The sequence below is a fragment of the Streptomyces abikoensis genome, assembly GCF_014648775.1.
In the GTDB taxonomy this organism is placed as follows: Bacteria; Actinomycetota; Actinomycetes; order Streptomycetales; family Streptomycetaceae; genus Streptomyces; species Streptomyces abikoensis.
This window is the reverse complement of record NZ_BMRT01000005.1, coordinates 190,077-205,769: the sequence shown is the minus strand read 5'-3', so window position 1 is coordinate 205,769 and position 15,693 is coordinate 190,077. Positions and strand designations below refer to the sequence as shown.

The window sequence follows — 15,693 nt, the reverse complement described above, 5'->3', positions numbered from 1 at the left end:
TCACATCCGTCACATCCGGAAGACGCCGAAGCCGCCCCGCGCGCCCTCCACCGGGGCGCCGTGCGCGGCCGACAGACAGATGCCCAGCACGGTCCGCGTGTCACGCGGGTCGATGACGCCGTCGTCGTACAGCCGCCCGGACAGGAACAGCGGCAGCGACTCCGCCTCGATCCGCTCCTCGACCATCGCGCGCAGCGCCACGTCCGCGTCCTCGTCGTACGGCGTGCCCTTCGCCGCCGCCGACGCGCGGGCGACGATCGACAGGACCCCCGCGAGCTGCTGCGGCCCCATCACGGCGGACTTCGCGCTCGGCCAGGCGAAGAGGAAGCGCGGGTCGTAGGCCCGGCCGCACATCCCGTAGTGCCCGGCGCCGTAGGAGGCGCCCATGAGGACGGACAGGTGGGGGACCCGGGAGTTGGCCACCGCGTTGATCATCATCGCGCCGTGCTTGATGATGCCGCCCTGCTCGTAGGCCCGGCCGACCATGTAGCCCGTGGTGTTGTGGAGGAAGACCAGCGGGATGTCGCGCTGGTTGGCGAGCTGGATGAACTGCGCGGCCTTCTGCGACTCCGCGCTGAAGAGCACCCCCTGGGCGTTGGCGAGGACGCCGACGGGATAGCCGTGCAGCCGCGCCCAGCCGGTCACCAGGCTCGGCCCGTAGAGCGGTTTGAACTCGTCGAAGTCCGAGCCGTCCACGATCCGCGCGACGACCTCGCGCGGGTCGAACGGGATCCGGAGGTCGTCCGGTACGACGCCGAGCAGCTCCTCCTCGTCGTACAGCGGGGGCGCGACGGAGGACGGCGGCGGGGCGGGGTGGGCCTTGCGCCGGTTGAGGCGGGCGACGATCCGGCGGGCCTGGCGCAGCGCGTCCCGCTCGTCGACGGCGAAGTGGTCCGCGAGCCCGGACGTCCGGGCGTGCATCGCGGCGCCGCCCAGCGACTCGTCGTCGCTCTCCTCGCCCGTGGCCATCCGCACCAGCGGCGGGCCGCCCAGGAAGACCTTGGCCTGCTCCTTCACCATGATCACGTGGTCGGACATGCCGGGGACGTACGCGCCGCCCGCCGTGGAGTTGCCGAAGACGACGGCGATCGTGGGGATCCCGGCGGCCGACAGCCTCGTCAGGTCGCGGAAGAGGGCGCCGCCCGGGATGAAGATCTCCTTCTGGCCGGTCAGGTCCGCGCCGCCCGACTCCACCAGCGAGATCACCGGCAGCCGGTTGGCGCGGGCGATCTCGTTGGCCCGCAGCGCCTTCTTGAGCGTCCAGGGGTTGCTGGCCCCGCCGCGCACGGTCGGGTCGTTGGCGGTGATCAGGCACTCGACGCCCTCGACCACGCCGATGCCGGTGACGAGTGACGCGCCGACGGTGTGGTCGCTGCCCCAGCCCGCCAGCGGCGACAGCTCCAGGAACGGGGTGTCGGGGTCGAGCAGCAGCTCGACGCGCTCGCGGGCGAGCAGCTTGCCGCGGGCGCGGTGCCGGGCGGTGTACTTCTCGCCGCCGCCCGCGACGGCCTTGGCGTGCTCGGCCTCGACCTCGGCGAGCTTGGCCAGCATGGCGGCGCGGTTGGCCGCGTGGTCGGCGGAGGCCGGATCGAGGGCGGAGCGCAGGACGGTCACAGCTCCTCCAGTCCTCGTGTCTCGCGTAACTCCCGCAGCAGCGCCTCGGGGAGGTCCACGTGCCGGGAGCGCAGCCACTCGCCCACGGCCTTGGCCTGCGGGTCGAAGCGGGCCTGGGAGGCGACGCCCTCGCCCAGCAGGCCGTGCACGACGAAGTTCAGCGCCCGGAGGTTGGGCAGCACGTGCCGCTCCACGACGAACCCGGCCGTCTCCGGCAGCAGTTGCCGCAGCCTCGGTACGGTCAGCTCGTGCGCGAGCCAGCGCCACGCACCCTCGCCACGCGCCCACACACCGATGTTCGCGCTGCCTCCCTTGTCCCCGCTGCGCGCCCCCGCGATCAGCCCCAGGGGCGCCCGGCGTGTGGGCCCGGCGGGCAGCGGGTCGGGCAGCAGCACCGCCGGCCGGCCCACGGCCGCGCCCCGGCCCCCGGTCCGGGCCGGCGGCGGCAGGACCGGCACCCGGGCGCCGTCCGGCAGCACGGCCACGTGCCGGACCGCCTCCGGCGGCACGTACGCCGCCTCGAACACCCCGTACGGCGTGCCCTTGCCGGGCGGCGCGGCGATGTGGAAACCGGGATAGCTGGCCAGGGCCAGCTCGACGCACGCCGCCCGGACGGCCCGGATCGCCTCGGAGTCGCGGTCGCGCACCACCAGCCGCAGCAGCGCGCTCGCCTCCTCCTGGACGGGCGCGTCGGAGCGGTCCGTACGGGCGAGGGTCCAGCGGACCTCGGCGGGGTGGTGGGCGGCGAGCACCCCGTCGAGCTGCGCGCGGACGAGCCGGGCCTTGGCCTCGACGTCCAGGCCGGTCAGCACGAAGGCGACCTCGTAACGGTGGCCCCCGGCGCGGGTGACGCCCACCTTCAGCGTGGGCGGCGGGTACTCGCCGCGCACCCCGTCGACGCGCACCCGGTCCGGGCCGTCCGTGGTGAGCCGGACCGTGTCCAGCCGGGCGGTCACGTCGGGTCCGGGGTAGCGGGCGCCCGCCGTCTCGTACAGCAGCTGCGCGGTGACCGTCCCGACGGTCACCGCGCCGCCCGTCCCCGGGTGCTTGGTGATGACGGCGGAGCCGTCGGCGTGGATCTCGGCGAGCGGGAAGCCGGGGCGTGGCGGGGTGTGCTCGCCGAGGACGTCCTGGAAGAAGGAGTAGTTGCCGCCCGTCGCCTGCGTGCCGCACTCCAATATGTGCCCGGCGACGACCGCGCCCGCGAGCGGGTCGAGATCGTCGTCGGTCCAGCCGAAGTGGGCCATCGCCGGGCCGGTGACCAGCGCCGCGTCCGTCACCCGGCCGGTCACCACGATGTCCGCGCCCGCCCGCAGGCACTCGGCGATGCCCGCGCCGCCGAGGTAGGCGTTGGCGGTGAGGGCGCCCTTGGCCCAGGGGGCCTCGGGGACCCCGTCCGTCAGGAGGTCGTCACCGGTGACGTAGCCGATGCGCGCCGGCACGCCGACGCGGTCGGCGAGCTCCGCGATCCGCTCGGCGAGCCCGGCGGGGTTGAGGCCGCCCGCGTTGGCGACGATCTTCACGCCGCGATCGGCGGCCAGCCCCAGACCCTCCTCCAACTGGCCGAGGAACGTGCGCGCGTAGCCGGTCCCGGGATCCTTCAGCCGGTCCCGGCCGAGGATGAGCATGGTCAGCTCGGCGAGGTAGTCGCCGGTCAGGACGTCCAGGGGGCCGCCGGTGAGCATCTCGCGCAGGGCGTCGAAACGGTCGCCGTAGAAGCCGGAGGCGTTGCCGACACGCAGCACCGGGGCGGAAGCGGGTTCGGGCATGGCACCGGAGGGTGACAGCGGGCCCGGAAACAAGCAAGCGTGCTTGCATCATTTTCGGCCGGTCGGCGAGGGCGGGGAGGGGAGGTGGCGGGCCAGCACCTCGGCCAGATGGAGGCTTTGGGTGTCCGCGAGTTGACGAATCTGTGTACGACAGGAAAACCCGTCCGCGAGGACGTACGCCCCCTCGGGCGCCCGGCGCAGGGCGGGGAGCAGCTGTTCCTCGGCGCAGGCGACGGACACGTCGTAGTGGCCGCGCGTGAAGCCGAAGTCTCCGGCGAGGCCACAGCATCCGCCACTCAAGTCGCCGTGCAGGCCCGCTTTTTCGCGGAGGCGGCGCTCGGCCGCGTCGCCGAGCACGGCGTGCTGGTGGCAGTGCGTCTGCCCGGCGACGGGCCGGCCGACGCGGGGCGGCTCCCAGTGCGGGGCGCGCTCTTCGAGGACCTGCGCGAAGGTCCGTACGGACGCGGCGAGGCGCGCGGCGCGCGGATCGTCCGGAAGCAGCTCCGGGAGGTCGGTGCGGAGGGCGGCGGCGCAGCTCGGTTCGAGGACGAGGAGGGGGGCGGGTGCGGGGGTGTCGGGGTCGTCGAGCGTGTCGAGTGTCCGGCGCATGACGGCGCGGGCGCGGTCGAGCTGGCCGGTGCTCAGCCAGGTCAGGCCGCAGCAAACGGGCCCGGCCGGGACGGTGACGTGCAGCCCGGCGTCCTCCAGGACGGCGACGGCGGCGCGGCCCACGCCGGGGGAGAGGTGGTCGGTGAAGGTATCGGGGAAAAGGATCACGCGGTTCGCGGCATCGGGCGGGGTGTGTCCCTTGGGATCGGCGCTGTCACGACGTTCTCGCTCCCGCCCCCGCCACCACCTGGTGAAAGGTTCCGCCGCGAGCGGTGGGATGTCCCGTTCCGGAGCGATGCCGCCCAGCCGCTTGGCGGCGGCCGCCAGTGGCCGTACCCGCGCCAGGCCGTTGAGCACGGGCGCGGCCCGTACGGCGGCGGCCGCGCGGAGCCAGACCGGCAGCCGGCCCATCGAGTAGTGGGCGGCGGGCCGTAGCCGGCCCGCGTAGTGGTGGTGGAGGAACTCGGCCTTGTACGTGGCCATGTCCACGCCCACCGGGCAGTCGCTGCGGCAGCCCTTGCACGCCAGGCACAGGTCGAGGGCCTCGCGCACCTCCTCCGAGCGCCAGCCGTCCGTGACGAGCTCGCCCGCCAGCATCTCGTGCAGCAGCCGGGCCCGGCCCCGGGTGGAGTGCCGCTCGTCACGGGTGACCCGGTAGGACGGGCACATCACACCCGTACCGGCCGTCGTCTCCCGGCACTTGGCCACCCCGACGCATCGCCGGACCGCCGCCGTGAAGTCCCCGCCGTCCTCCGGATAGCCGAACTCCACGGGGACCGGCCCCTTGGGCAGCACCTCGAAGCGGAGGTTCCGGTCCAGTGGGTAGGGGCGGACGACCATGCCGGGGTTGAGGCCGCCCGCCGGGTCCCAGAGGTCCTTGAAGCGCTCGAAGAGGCGGACGGCGTCCGTCCCGTACATCCGGGGGAGCAGTTCCGCCCGGGCCTGGCCGTCGCCGTGCTCGCCGGAGAGCGAGCCGCCGTGGGCGACGACGAGGTCCGCCATGTCGTGGGAGAAGTCGCGGTAGCGGCGCACTCCCGCCGGGGTCAGGAGGTCGACGTCGAGGCGGATGTGCACACAGCCCTCGCCGAAGTGCCCGAAGGGCGCGCCGCGCAGCCCGTGACGGCCCAGCAGCGCCCGGAACTCCCGCAGGTACGCGCCGAGGCGCTGCGGCGGAACGGCGCAGTCCTCCCAGCCCGGCCAGGCTTCGCCGCCGTCGGGCAGCCGGGTCGCGGTGCCGGCCGCGTCCTCGCGCACGCGCCACAGGGTCCGTTGGGCGGCCGGTTCGGTCAGCACGGCGTGGCCGCTCGCGCCGTCGGCGGCGGCCGCGCGGCGGAGTTCCTCCGCCCGGGCCGCAGCCTCGCCGGGCGTGGCGCCGCCGACCTCGACGAAGAGCCAGGCCGTGCCCTTCGGCAGCGCGCCCCGGTCCGGGCCCGGGACCAGGTCGGCCGCCATGCCCTCGACCGTCAGGGGCTTGTGCGGCAGGAGCGTGGACGCGGCGTCGGCGGCCGCGCCCTCGTCGGGGTAGCCGAGCACGACCAGCGCGCGGGCGGCGGGGGCGGCGACGAGCCGGACGGTCGCCTCGGTGATCAGCCCGAGGGTGCCCTCGGTGCCGGTGAAGGCCCGGACGAGGTCCGTGCCGCGCTCGGGCAGCAGGGCGTCGAGCGCGTAACCGGAGATGCGGCGGGGGAGGGTGGGGGAGGGGAAGCCGGTGCGGAGGAGGGCCAAGTGGCCGTCCACGAGGGCCCGTACGCCCCTCGCGAGGCGGTCGGGGAGCCCGTCGAGCCCTCCGCCTGCGCCGAGTCGGGCGTGTTCGCCGCCGTACGTCAGCACGTCCAGGGAGAGGACGTTGTCGGCCGTGGTGCCCCAGGCCACCGAATGGGCGCCGCAGGCGTTGTTGCCGATCATCCCGCCGAGGGTGCAGCGGCCGTGCGTCGACGGATCCGGCCCGAAGGTCAGCCCGTGCGCGCCGGCCGCCGTCCGGAGCGTGTCGAGGACGACGCCGGGCCGGACGACGGCGGTGCGGGCCTCGGGGTCGATCCGTACGACGTCGGTCATGTACCGGGTGAAGTCGAGGACCACGCCCTCGCCGGTCGCCTGCCCGGCGACCGACGTCCCGCCGCCGCGCGCCACCACCGGCACCCCGTGCTCGCGGCAGACGGCGAGCGCGGCGGCGACGTCGTCGGCGTCGCGGGGTGCGACGGTCCCGAGCGGAACGCGGCGGTAGTTGGAGGCGTCCATGGTCGTGAGGGCGCGGGCGGAGGCGGTGAAGTCGACGTCGCCGCGCACGGATGCGCGGAGGGAAGCGTGGAGTTCCCCTGTGGGGTTGAGGGGACTGCTGTGATCGCCCATACGATCACCCTTCCCCCGGACCGGGGAGGTTACCGGCGGACCGGGGAGGTTACCGGCGGAATCGTCTCATCGGGTGGACGGGACGTTTCCGCAGGCAGAAGGCACGGACTAGGCTGCGGCCGTGGCTGATATCCAGATTCCCGCTGACATCAAGCCCGCCGACGGTCGTTTCGGCGCGGGCCCGTCCAAGGTGCGGACGGAGGCGCTCGACGCCCTGGCCGCGACCGGCACCTCCCTCCTCGGCACGTCCCACCGCCAGGCCCCGGTGAAGAACCTGGTCGGCAGCGTGCGCGACGGCATCCGGGAGCTCTTCTCCCTCCCCGAGGGCTACGAGGTGATCCTCGGCAACGGCGGCTCCACCGCGTTCTGGGACATCGCCACGCACGGTCTCATCGAGTCCAAGTCGCAGCACCTGTCCTTCGGCGAGTTCTCGTCGAAGTTCGCCAAGGCCGCGAAGCTGGCGCCCTGGCTGGCCGAGCCGACGGTGATCTCCTCCGAGCCGGGCACCCACCCGGAGCCGGAGGCGGAGGCGGGCGTCGACGTCTACGCCCTCACCCACAACGAGACCTCCACCGGTGTCGCCGCGCCCGTCAAGCGCGTCGCGGGCGCCGACGAGGGCGCGCTGGTGCTGGTCGACGCCACGTCCGGCGCGGGCGGCCTGCCCGTGGACATCGCCCAGAGCGACGTCTACTACTTCGCCCCGCAGAAGTCCTTCGCCGCCGACGGCGGCCTGTGGCTGGCGGTCTTCTCCCCGGCGGCCCTGGAGCGGGCGGCGCGGATCCACGCGTCCGGGCGGCACGTCCCGGAGTTCTTCTCGCTGCCGACGGCGATCGACAACTCCCTGAAGAACCAGACGTACAACACCCCCGCCCTCTCCACCCTGTTCCTGCTGAACCAGCAGCTGGAGTGGCTCAACGGCCAGGGCGGCCTGGACTGGGCGGTGCGGCGCACGGCGACGTCGGCGCGGACGCTGTACGGCTGGGCGGAGGCGTCCAAGTACGCGTCCCCGTTCGTCGCGGACCCGGCGAAGCGGTCGGCGGTCATCGGCACGATCGACTTCTCGGACGACGTGGACGCGGCGGCCGTCGCCAAGGCCCTGCGGGCCAACGGCGTCGTCGACACCGAGCCGTACCGCAAGCTGGGCCGCAACCAGCTGCGGGTGGCGATGTTCCCGGCGATCGACCCGGCGGACGTCGAGGCGCTGACGGCGTGCGTGGATTATGTGATCGAGCGGCTGGGCTGAGGCGGGGGCCGCGCCCCGAAGGGGCGCGGGGAACTGCGTGACCAGCCACGACGCACCCGCGGATGACTCGCCGGGCTTCCAGTGGAGCGCTTAGGCGGTACGCCGCCGGAACAGCCGGCGGAGGCCGAGGGCCGCGACGGCCACGACGGCGAGGGCGCCGGCTCCGAGGGTCAGGGTGTGGGGGCCGCCGTCCGAGCCCACGTCGGCGGCCTGCCCGGCACCGGCCTTGTCCTCCCCTTTTCGCTTCGCGACGCTGTCCGGCAGGAGCTCGTCGCCGAGCTCGATCGGGACGACCTTGCTGCGGGCGCCCTCCGAGCCGTACATCAGCGTCCGGCCGTCGGGGGTGAACGTCACCGACTCGCCCTGGCGTTGCAGGGGCACGACGGGGCGGCCGAGCTCCTTCACCGGGCGGCCGTTCTCCCAGCGGTAGACGCGGGCGTCGAAGTAGCCGCGGACGACGAGCCGGGTGCCGTCGGGGGAGAACGCCGCGTCCGTGGCCCATACGTCGATGTCGGCGACGCGGCGGAACGTGTTCACGCCGGACGCGGAGAGCGGCTCCGGGGCCTCGTAGAGGGCCCCCTTCCCCGACTGCTTCTTGCTGACGATGTAGACCCGGCCGGTGCGGGGGTGGACCATCAGGGACTCGGCGTCGCGCGGCCCGTCCTCGTAGCGGACGGTGTAGGTGGTGGGGGTGACGGTGATGTCGCCCGTGAGCTCCTTCGGCTCGGGGAAGCGGTGGACGCGGACGTCGGGCCAGGTGCCGCCGAGGTTGTCGCCGATGTCGCCCAGGTAGATGTTCCCGTCGGGGCCGAGGGAGATCGCCTCGACGTCCCGGGCGTCGACGCCGTCGAGCGTCACCCGGGCGATCGTGCGCCCGGTCCGGCTGTCCACGGCGTAGACGTACGGGCCGTCGCCGCTGTCGTTGTGCGTCCAGTAGACGCCGGGGTGGGCCCGGCTGGCGGCTAGGCCGCTGGACTCCTTGATGCGGGGGTCCTCGATGGTGAAGCCGGAGGGCGTCTCGGGGCCGCTCCCGTCGGCGCGCGCGGGCGTGGTGCCCGGCGGGAGGACGCCCGACGGGAGGAGCAGGGCCGACGCGGCGATTCCCAGGACGGCGGCGGCGAGGGCGGGACGGAAGGGACGCATGCCCCAAGCCTGCCATCGCCGCGTGGCGCGTCCGGGACCGGCGCGGCCGCCGCGCCTACGCGAGCCCGGCGGCCGCGCCGAAGCCGGTGAGCATGGCGTCGACGGCGAAGCCGAACCGCTCGGCGTCGTCCGTGCCCGCTCCGGTGCCGGCCGCTTCGACGACCAGCGGGTAGCGCTCGCAGTCGAGTTCGGCGAGCCAGGCGGTGGTGCCGGGGGCGGCTTCGGATGTCGCGGGAAGCGCGTCGGCTTCCGCGGCGGTGTGGCCCACGACGAAGAGGGAGAGGGCGTTGAGGGCGTCGACGGCCGGTCCCAGGGCGAAGCCCGCCGCGGTCAGGGTGCGCAGCCCGCGCTCGACGGCGTCGAGGGTCGCCGGGGTGACGGCGGGGCGGCCGGTGACCAGGGGGAGGACGCCGGGGTGGCGGAGCAGGGCCGCGCGCAGGGAGCCGGCGTAGGCGCGCAGGAAGGCACGCCAGTCCGCGCCTTTCTCCTCCCTGTCCCTGTCCCTGCTCCTGTCGTCCCTGTCCCTGTCGTCAGGTGCGGGAAGGGGCAGGGCCTCCGCGAAGACTCGCTCCACGAGGCCGTCGAGCAGGGCGTCCTTGTTGGGCACGTGGTGGTAGAGGGTCATCGCCTCGACGCCGAGCTCGGCGCCCAGACGGCGCATCGTCAGCGCCGCGCGCCCCTCGCGGTCGATGAGCTCCAGGGCGGCGTCGAGGACGATTTCCCTGGTCAGGCCCGCGCGTTCGCCTCGGGTGCGCTTGCTGGTCATGAATCGGCCTTCGCTCGGCGTTGACTTTCTTACATCGTAAGGGCAGAGTGATCGGCGACGAACACTTACAGCGTAAGAATGGGTGGGGCGAGGATGAGTGCGGAGCGGGCCAACAAGGATGTCGTGCTGGATTTCTTCCAGGCGCTGAACGAGCGGCGGATCGCCGACTTCCCGCGCTACATGGCGGCCGACGTCATCGACCACAACAAGATCATTCATGGCGAGCCGGACGAGCCGGGCGCCGCCTTCGAGGGCTTTCGGCAGCAGCTGGAGGCGTTCGGTGCGGGAAGGATGGCCCCTCGGCAGCTCGTCGCCGAGGGCGACACGGTGGTGGCGCGACTGCTCGTCAGCGGCACGCACACGGGCCGGCACCCCCGGATGCCGGAGCCGACACACCGCTCGTTCGAGGTGGAGCAGATCTGGATGTTCACGCTGAGGGACGGCCTGATCTCCGAGATACGCGCGGTGAGCGACCGCCTGGGGATGTTCCTGCAGTTGGGCTGGGACTGGCCGACGGCGGACTGACCCGGAGAGCCGACCCGGGAGCCGACCCGGGAGCCGACCCGGGAGCCGACCCGGGGGCCGGCCCGGGCGAGTCGGGGCCTCCGGGTGGGCATGCTCAGGGGGTTGGCGTGCGGGAGTTGCCGAGGACGAGGAGTTCGTCATGCTCACAGCGACGCAGGTACCGGGCGGGCCCAACTGGCTCGGCCTCACGACCCCGGACGCCGCCGCGTCCGCCGCCTTCTACGGCGACGTCTTCGGCTGGCGGTACGAGCCCGTGGGGCCGGAGGAACGGGAGTTCGGGCTCTTCCGCCTGGCCGGGAGGACCGTGGCGAGCTGCGGCCCGCTGGCGGAGGCCGGCACGGCCGCCGAGTGGCAGATCTACTTCCGCACCGCGGACGCCGACGCCACGGCCAAGGCCGTGGAGCAGGCGGGCGGCACGGTCCGCTTCCCGGCCCACGACGTCCTGATGGCCGGCCGCGCGGCCGGCTTCACCGACCCGACCGGCGCCCGCTTCGCCGTCTGGCAGCCGCGCGAGGTCGACTCCCTGGACGCGATCAACACCGCCGGCGCGCTCAGCTGGACCGAGCTCTACACCACGGACGCGGCCGCCGCCAAGGCCTTCTACGGCGCGGTCCTCCCCTGGGACACCGGCTGGGAGATCGAGGTCGGCACCCACGTCCTCGCCATCATCTCCCCCTCCGGCTCCGGCCGGGAGGCCCAGCACGGCGCCATCATGCAACTGCTCCCCGAAAACCTGGCAGCGGGCTCACGCTCCGAATGGCACCCGTACTTCGCGACCCGCGACTGCGACGGCGTGGCGACGACGGCCACGGAACGCGGCGCCGAGACGCTCATCCCACCGATCGACGTCCCGGGCGTGGCCCGCGTGGCGATGCTCCGCGACCCGTTCGGGGCGACGTTCGGGGTGCTGCAGGCGACCAGTACGTCGACGACCACCGAGTGACCCACCGGCCGGGGTGCCGTGCGGGCGCCCCGGCCGGGCGGATTCGGGTGGGGCGGCCCCGGCCTCAGCCCTCCGACGCCTCAGCCCTCCGACGCCGACTCCACGTAGCCGTCCGGGCGGACGAGGAGGGTGGTGCGCTGGGCGTCCGCGCGGGTCACCGTCAGGACGCCGGGCTCGGCCTTCACGTCGGCCTTCCTCGGCACCACCCGGACGTACGTGCCCGCCCGGAGTGCCTCGTACAGGCGTGAGGGGTGGCCGTCCAGCTCCGCCAGGGGCAGGTCCGGGGCCCGGTGGCCCGCCAGGGGGTGGGAGCCGGGCGGGGCCGGGTAGTGGATGCCGATGCCGGAGACGTAGAGCGCCGCCCGGCGCACCGCGAACGGTGCGAGGCGGGCCACGGTGCCCACCGCGTTGCGCACGCCCCTGGTGAGCGGCGTGGACGCCAGGACCGCGCGGATGAGGGCGCCGCTGATGCGCAGCACCATCGCGCCGACCGGGTGCCGCTCCTCGTGGTAGCTGTCGAGGAGGCGTTCGCCGCCCCGGCCGGCGAGGGCGGCGGCGAGCTTCCAGCCGAGGTTGGCGGCGTCCTGGACGCCCGCGTTGAGGCCCAGGCCGCCGGCCGGGGAGTGGACGTGCGCGGCGTCGCCCGCGAGGAAGACCCGGCCGTCCCGGTAGCGCGGCACCTGGCGTTCGTCGCTGTGGAAGCGCGAGGTCCAGCGGGGGTCGCGCATGCCGAAGTCCTTGCCGAAGGCGGTGCGGGTGACGGCCTTGAGGTTCTCGAAGTCGACGGGGGCGCTGGAGGGCAGATCCGCGTTCCGGTCCCAGGCGATGACGCGGTACCAGCCGTCGCCGAAGGGGACGACGATCGCGAAGCACTCGGTCGTCCCCTTGAAGGCGGGCACCTCGTCCGGCGCGGCGTCCAGCCGGACGTCGGCGAGCATGACCGAGCGCAGGACGGCCTGCCCCGGGAAGGGCATGCCGATCGCCTCGCGGACGGCACTGCGCACCCCGTCCGTGCCGACGACATAGCGGCCCCGGAGGATGACGGGCTCCCCGCCCTCCTCGGCGGGCGCCACGTCCACGTCGACGCCGTCCGCGTCCTGCCGCAGCCCGGTCACCCGCGCGCCGCGCCGGATCTCGGCGCCGGCCGCGAGCGCGCGCTTCTCCAGCAGCCCTTCCAGTTCGTACTGGGGGGTGATCAGGACGCCGGCGAAGCGGCTGTCGAGGGCGGTCATCTCGACGCGGGCGCCGCCGGGGAGCCGTACGCCGGGAATGAACGTGCCGGTCGCGATCAGCGGCTCGGCGAGCGCGCGGGCGTCGAGCACCTCCAGGGTGCGCGCGTGGATGGCGAAGGCGCGGGTGAGGTTGGATTCCTCGGCGCGCTTCTCCAGCACCACGACCCGCACGCCCGCGGCGGCGAGATCGCCGGCGAGGAGGAGGCCGGTCGGACCGGCCCCTACGACCAGGACGTCCGCGGTGAACCCGGACGTGGCGGACTCGGACATGACGCCTCCCGGCGAATCGCCCCGGCGCGGCCGGGGCTCGGCTCGTACCACCAGTGCACACCCGGCCGGGCGGGTATGTCAACGGCTGTTGAATTAATCGGCGGGCTCCTTTGCCCCTACGCCGGAACCGCCGCCTCCAGGAAGGGCTCGGTGACGCGCCGCCAGCCGTCCGGCTGGTCGTAATGGATCAGATGGCCCGCGTCCGGCACCTCGGCGTAGCGGCCGCGCGGCAGGACACGGACCATCTCCTGGGCCTCCGCCCGCCCCAGCGCGCCGTCCAGGCCGCGGACGACCAGCGTCGGGCACTCGACCAGGGCCAGCTCCTCCCAGTGCGCGTCATGGGCGTAGCCCTCGCGGGCCTGGAGCATCTGACGGCGGAAGAACAGCGGCCGCCAGCCGTCGGCGCGCTCCGCCATCACCTCCGCGTAGAAATCCCCCCGGCTGGGGGCGGGCCGCTCCAGCGTCGGATCGTCCTCGCCGAACCACTTCCGTACGTCCGCGAGCGTGGCGAACGGCACCGGCCAGGAGCCCAGCCACTGGCTCCACTCGCGCTGGGTGGCCGCGCCGAGGGCCGAGGCGCGCATGTCGCAGATGACCAGGGCGCGGACGAGGTCGGGGCGGCGGGCGGCGAGCTGCCAGGCCGTGAGGGCGCCCATGGCGTGGCCGATCAGGGTGACGGGCGCGAGGCCGAGCTGCTCGACCGCCGCCTCCGCGTCGGCGACATATGCCTCCCGGGCGTAGGGGCCGCTGACGGGCTTGTCGCTGCGGCCGTGGCCGCGCTGGTCGAGGGCGATCGTGCGGTAGCGCGTGGAGAGCCAGCGGGCCGTCTGCGCCCAGTGCGCGGCGCGGCCCAGGAGGCCGTGGAGGAGGAGCACCCCGCCCGGCCGGGAACCGGGGCCCGGCACCGGCCCGCCGCCGTACCGCCCGCGGCCGCCGGCCTTCGGCGGTTCGGCGAACTCCCAGGCGGCGAGCCGCACTCCGCCGCTTCCCGTCACCTCGATGCGCCGCACCATGAGCCCTGGCACCCCCTCGTCTCCCCCGAGCAGCTCCACCCTATGGAACTTCCATTCGAATGAACCGTTGTCGCGCGCAACACCCCTCGTTCGAGTGACCGGGCGGAAGGATTGACCGTCTGCGACCAGGGGAGGAATCGATCTGGGCGCGGACCGTTCGGGGAAGAAGGTCCGCGTGGCGCACCCTGGGAGCTCGGGGCTCCGGGTCGCCGTGGGGGAGAACGGGGAGGTGGGGCCCCGGCCGCTCGTCAGGGCGCCGGGGCCCTTTTCCGTGTCGCTTTCCGTGTCGCCGGGGTCCTTCTCGCTGGGGCCCCGTTCCGTGTCGACGCCGGTCCGCCGGCCTCATCCCAGCCCCTCCCCCCGGTCGGCTGCGCGCGCATATGCGTTTCGGCACTCAGCGCCAGCGTGGCACGGCTCGGCCCCGGGCGCGCCGATTCCGCCGCGGCTCGGCAGCTTTACGTAAGGCGGTATACGTACCCGGCGCGGCCGGTCCGTCTCCGGCGTCGAGGCAGGTCAGCGCTTGGCGACGAAGACATGCGCGGCGATGTCCGCCGCCAGCTCGGCGGCCTCGCCACTGCTTCCCACCATCACTCCACCGGGCGACTCCGTCACACTGACCACCGCACCCGGCTGCACCCCGGCGCGGCGTAGCGTGTACATCAGCTGGGCGTCGGTCTGGATCGGCTCGCCGATGCGGCGCACGACGACGGTCTTGCCGTCGGTGCCCGGCTCCAGATCCATCAGGCTGACCATGCCGTCATTGAGGAACGGGTCGGCCTCGGCCTTCTCGCCCAGCTCCTCCAGGCCCGGGATCGGGTTGCCGTACGGCGACTCCGTGGGGTGGCGCAGCAGCTCCAGCACCCGCCGCTCGACGGCCTCGCTCATCACGTGCTCCCAGCGGCAGGCCTCGGCGTGCACCTGCTCCCACTCCAGGCCGATCACGTCGACCAGCAGGCACTCGGCCAGGCGGTGCTTGCGCATCACGCGGGTGGCCAGCTGCCGGCCCTCCTCCGTGAGCTCCAGGTGCCGGTCGCCCGCGACCGTGACCAGTCCGTCGCGCTCCATACGGGCCACGGTCTGGCTGACCGTCGGGCCGCTCTGATCGAGCCGCTCGGCGATGCGGGCGCGCATGGGGACCACACCTTCCTCTTCCAGCTCGAGAATGGTGCGGAGGTACATCTCCGTGGTGTCGATCAGTCCGGACATGCCGTGCCCCTCGATAAGTCGTGCGCTGGCCCTGGACTCAATTCTGACGCATGGCACCGACAACGGGGCCGCCCACGCCTCCGCCCGCCCCGTCCGTATTGACAGCGCCCTGGTCCAGCACGCAACGTGATCCGCGCCACGACAGTCGTCCGGGGTGCGAACCGGGGGGATATGTCCTGCCACGCGTGTTCCGTCGTCGGGCGTCGAGCGAGCGTCGAGCCAAGTCGAGCCAAGGAGTCCCGCAGCGATGAGCGACAGTAAGCCGGCCGGGCAGTTCTTCGACGCCGCGATCGGTCTGCTGCGGCGGGTGCGCGACGAGGAGGCGGGCGCCGTCGCGGACGCCGGCGCCTTGATCGCCGGCACGGTGGCGGACGGCGGCCGGATCTTCGTCTTCGGCGCCGGGCACTCCTCGCTCCCCGCCCAGGACGTCGTCTACCGCGCGGGCGGGCTCGCCCTGGTGAATCTGCTGGCCGTGCCGGGCGTCGTCGGCATCGACGTCATGCCCGCCACGCTGGGCAGCGCGCTGGAGCGGGTGGACGGGCTGGCCGGGGCGGTCCTGGACACCAGCCCCGCGCGGCCGGGCGACGTCCTCGTCGTCATCTCCCTCTCCGGGCGCAATGCGCTGCCCGTCGAGATGGCCATGAACGCCCGCGCCCTCGGTCTCAAGGTCATCGGCGTCACCTCCCTGGCCTATGCCGAGGAGACCCGGTCCCGCCATGTGTCCGGAACGTTCTTGAAGGACCACTGCGACGTCGTCGTCGACACCAAGATCACTGTGGGGGACGCGGAGCTGACCTCCGAGGGCATCGCGGCGCCCTTCGGGCCCGCGTCGACGGTCGTGGCGAGCGCCGTGATGCAGGCCGTCATGGCCGCGGCGGCCGGGGAGCTCGCGGCGCGCGGCATCGACCCGCCGATGCTGCGTTCGGGCAACGTGGACGGTGGCCACGAGTGGAACGGGCGGGTGCTGGCGGAGTACGGCGACCGGATCTTCTTCCGGCACCACTGAGGGCT

General features: G+C 73.9%; 12 protein-coding genes. 4 read left to right on the top strand and 8 right to left on the bottom strand.

Features of this window, described 5'->3' with window-relative positions:
- Nucleotides 1-9: 9 nt before the first annotated feature.
- Genes IE096_RS18755 through IE096_RS18745 form a run of 3 tightly spaced genes read right to left on the bottom strand, consistent with a single transcriptional unit; the run spans nucleotide 10 to nucleotide 6,341 of the window.
- Nucleotides 10-1,614: an acyl-CoA carboxylase subunit beta gene (locus tag IE096_RS18755; protein ID WP_189453190.1), complete on the bottom strand. Its 1,605-nt coding sequence runs from the start codon at nucleotides 1,612-1,614 to the stop codon at nucleotides 10-12.
- Entirely contained in the window at nucleotides 1,611-3,383 is a 1,773-nt protein-coding gene (locus tag IE096_RS18750; protein ID WP_189453188.1) for an acyclic terpene utilization AtuA family protein, read from the bottom strand. Before IE096_RS18750 ends, IE096_RS18755 begins: the two co-directional genes overlap by 4 nt.
- A 48-nt stretch (nucleotides 3,384-3,431) precedes the next feature.
- The gene (locus IE096_RS18745) at nucleotides 3,432-6,341 is read right to left on the bottom strand and encodes an FAD-binding and (Fe-S)-binding domain-containing protein (RefSeq protein ID WP_189453186.1); all 2,910 of its coding nucleotides are present in this window, start codon (nucleotides 6,339-6,341) and stop codon (nucleotides 3,432-3,434) included.
- A 121-nt stretch (nucleotides 6,342-6,462) separates the two neighbouring features.
- Here IE096_RS18745 and serC point away from each other — a divergent pair, with 121 nt between their 5' ends.
- On the top strand, nucleotides 6,463-7,584 hold the full coding sequence (serC, locus tag IE096_RS18740; protein WP_189453184.1) for a phosphoserine transaminase: 1,122 nt from the start codon (nucleotides 6,463-6,465) through the stop codon (nucleotides 7,582-7,584).
- Between the two features lie 90 nt (nucleotides 7,585-7,674).
- On the opposite strand, the gene IE096_RS18735 is transcribed toward serC, so the two are convergent.
- The gene (locus tag IE096_RS18735) at nucleotides 7,675-8,727 is read right to left on the bottom strand and encodes a hypothetical protein (RefSeq protein WP_189453182.1); all 1,053 of its coding nucleotides are present in this window, start codon (nucleotides 8,725-8,727) and stop codon (nucleotides 7,675-7,677) included.
- A gap of 55 nt (nucleotides 8,728-8,782) precedes the next feature.
- Entirely contained in the window at nucleotides 8,783-9,493 is a 711-nt protein-coding gene (locus tag IE096_RS18730) for a TetR/AcrR family transcriptional regulator C-terminal domain-containing protein (protein ID WP_189453180.1), read from the bottom strand.
- 93 nt (nucleotides 9,494-9,586) lie between these two features.
- On the opposite strand from IE096_RS18730, the gene IE096_RS18725 reads away from it, so the two are divergent.
- On the top strand, nucleotides 9,587-10,018 hold the full coding sequence (locus IE096_RS18725) for an ester cyclase (protein ID WP_189453178.1): 432 nt from the start codon (nucleotides 9,587-9,589) through the stop codon (nucleotides 10,016-10,018).
- A gap of 139 nt (nucleotides 10,019-10,157) precedes the next feature.
- The gene (locus IE096_RS18720) at nucleotides 10,158-10,961 is read left to right on the top strand and encodes a VOC family protein (RefSeq protein WP_189453175.1); all 804 of its coding nucleotides are present in this window, start codon (nucleotides 10,158-10,160) and stop codon (nucleotides 10,959-10,961) included.
- Nucleotides 10,962-11,041: 80 nt separating this feature from the next.
- On the opposite strand, the gene IE096_RS18715 is transcribed toward IE096_RS18720, so the two are convergent.
- The 3 genes from IE096_RS18715 to IE096_RS18705 all read right to left on the bottom strand — a co-directional run bounded on the left by IE096_RS18715 (nucleotide 11,042) and on the right by IE096_RS18705 (nucleotide 14,682).
- Nucleotides 11,042-12,463, bottom strand: a complete 1,422-nt coding sequence (locus IE096_RS18715; protein ID WP_189453173.1) for an FAD-dependent monooxygenase — start codon at nucleotides 12,461-12,463, stop codon at nucleotides 11,042-11,044.
- A 116-nt stretch (nucleotides 12,464-12,579) separates the two neighbouring features.
- Nucleotides 12,580-13,476, bottom strand: a complete 897-nt coding sequence (locus IE096_RS18710; RefSeq protein ID WP_189453171.1) for an alpha/beta fold hydrolase — start codon at nucleotides 13,474-13,476, stop codon at nucleotides 12,580-12,582.
- Nucleotides 13,477-13,989: 513 nt separating this feature from the next.
- Nucleotides 13,990-14,682 (bottom strand): iron-dependent transcriptional repressor DtxR, encoded by a 693-nt coding sequence (locus tag IE096_RS18705; RefSeq protein WP_126915571.1) that lies wholly within the window; start codon nucleotides 14,680-14,682, stop codon nucleotides 13,990-13,992.
- Nucleotides 14,683-14,929: 247 nt separating this feature from the next.
- On the opposite strand from IE096_RS18705, the gene IE096_RS18700 reads away from it, so the two are divergent.
- Nucleotides 14,930-15,688, top strand: a complete 759-nt coding sequence (locus tag IE096_RS18700) for an SIS domain-containing protein (RefSeq protein ID WP_189453169.1) — start codon at nucleotides 14,930-14,932, stop codon at nucleotides 15,686-15,688.
- Nucleotides 15,689-15,693 lie beyond the last annotated feature (5 nt).

Bases quoted from the DNA above. Each gene is read 5' to 3' on its own strand.
- IE096_RS18730 (WP_189453180.1), bottom strand. From the start codon at position 9,493: ATGACCAGCAAGCGCACCCGAGGCGAACGCGCGGGCCTGACCAGGGAA.
- IE096_RS18745 (WP_189453186.1), bottom strand. From the start codon at position 6,341: ATGGGCGATCACAGCAGTCCCCTCAACCCCACAGGGGAACTCCACGCT.
- IE096_RS18720 (WP_189453175.1), top strand. From the start codon at position 10,158: ATGCTCACAGCGACGCAGGTACCGGGCGGGCCCAACTGGCTCGGCCTC.
- IE096_RS18725 (WP_189453178.1), top strand. From the start codon at position 9,587: ATGAGTGCGGAGCGGGCCAACAAGGATGTCGTGCTGGATTTCTTCCAG.
- IE096_RS18710 (WP_189453171.1), bottom strand. From the start codon at position 13,476: ATGGTGCGGCGCATCGAGGTGACGGGAAGCGGCGGAGTGCGGCTCGCC.
- IE096_RS18750 (WP_189453188.1), bottom strand. From the start codon at position 3,383: ATGCCCGAACCCGCTTCCGCCCCGGTGCTGCGTGTCGGCAACGCCTCC.
- IE096_RS18715 (WP_189453173.1), bottom strand. From the start codon at position 12,463: ATGTCCGAGTCCGCCACGTCCGGGTTCACCGCGGACGTCCTGGTCGTA.
- IE096_RS18700 (WP_189453169.1), top strand. From the start codon at position 14,930: ATGAGCGACAGTAAGCCGGCCGGGCAGTTCTTCGACGCCGCGATCGGT.
- IE096_RS18735 (WP_189453182.1), bottom strand. From the start codon at position 8,727: ATGCGTCCCTTCCGTCCCGCCCTCGCCGCCGCCGTCCTGGGAATCGCC.
- IE096_RS18705 (WP_126915571.1), bottom strand. From the start codon at position 14,682: ATGTCCGGACTGATCGACACCACGGAGATGTACCTCCGCACCATTCTC.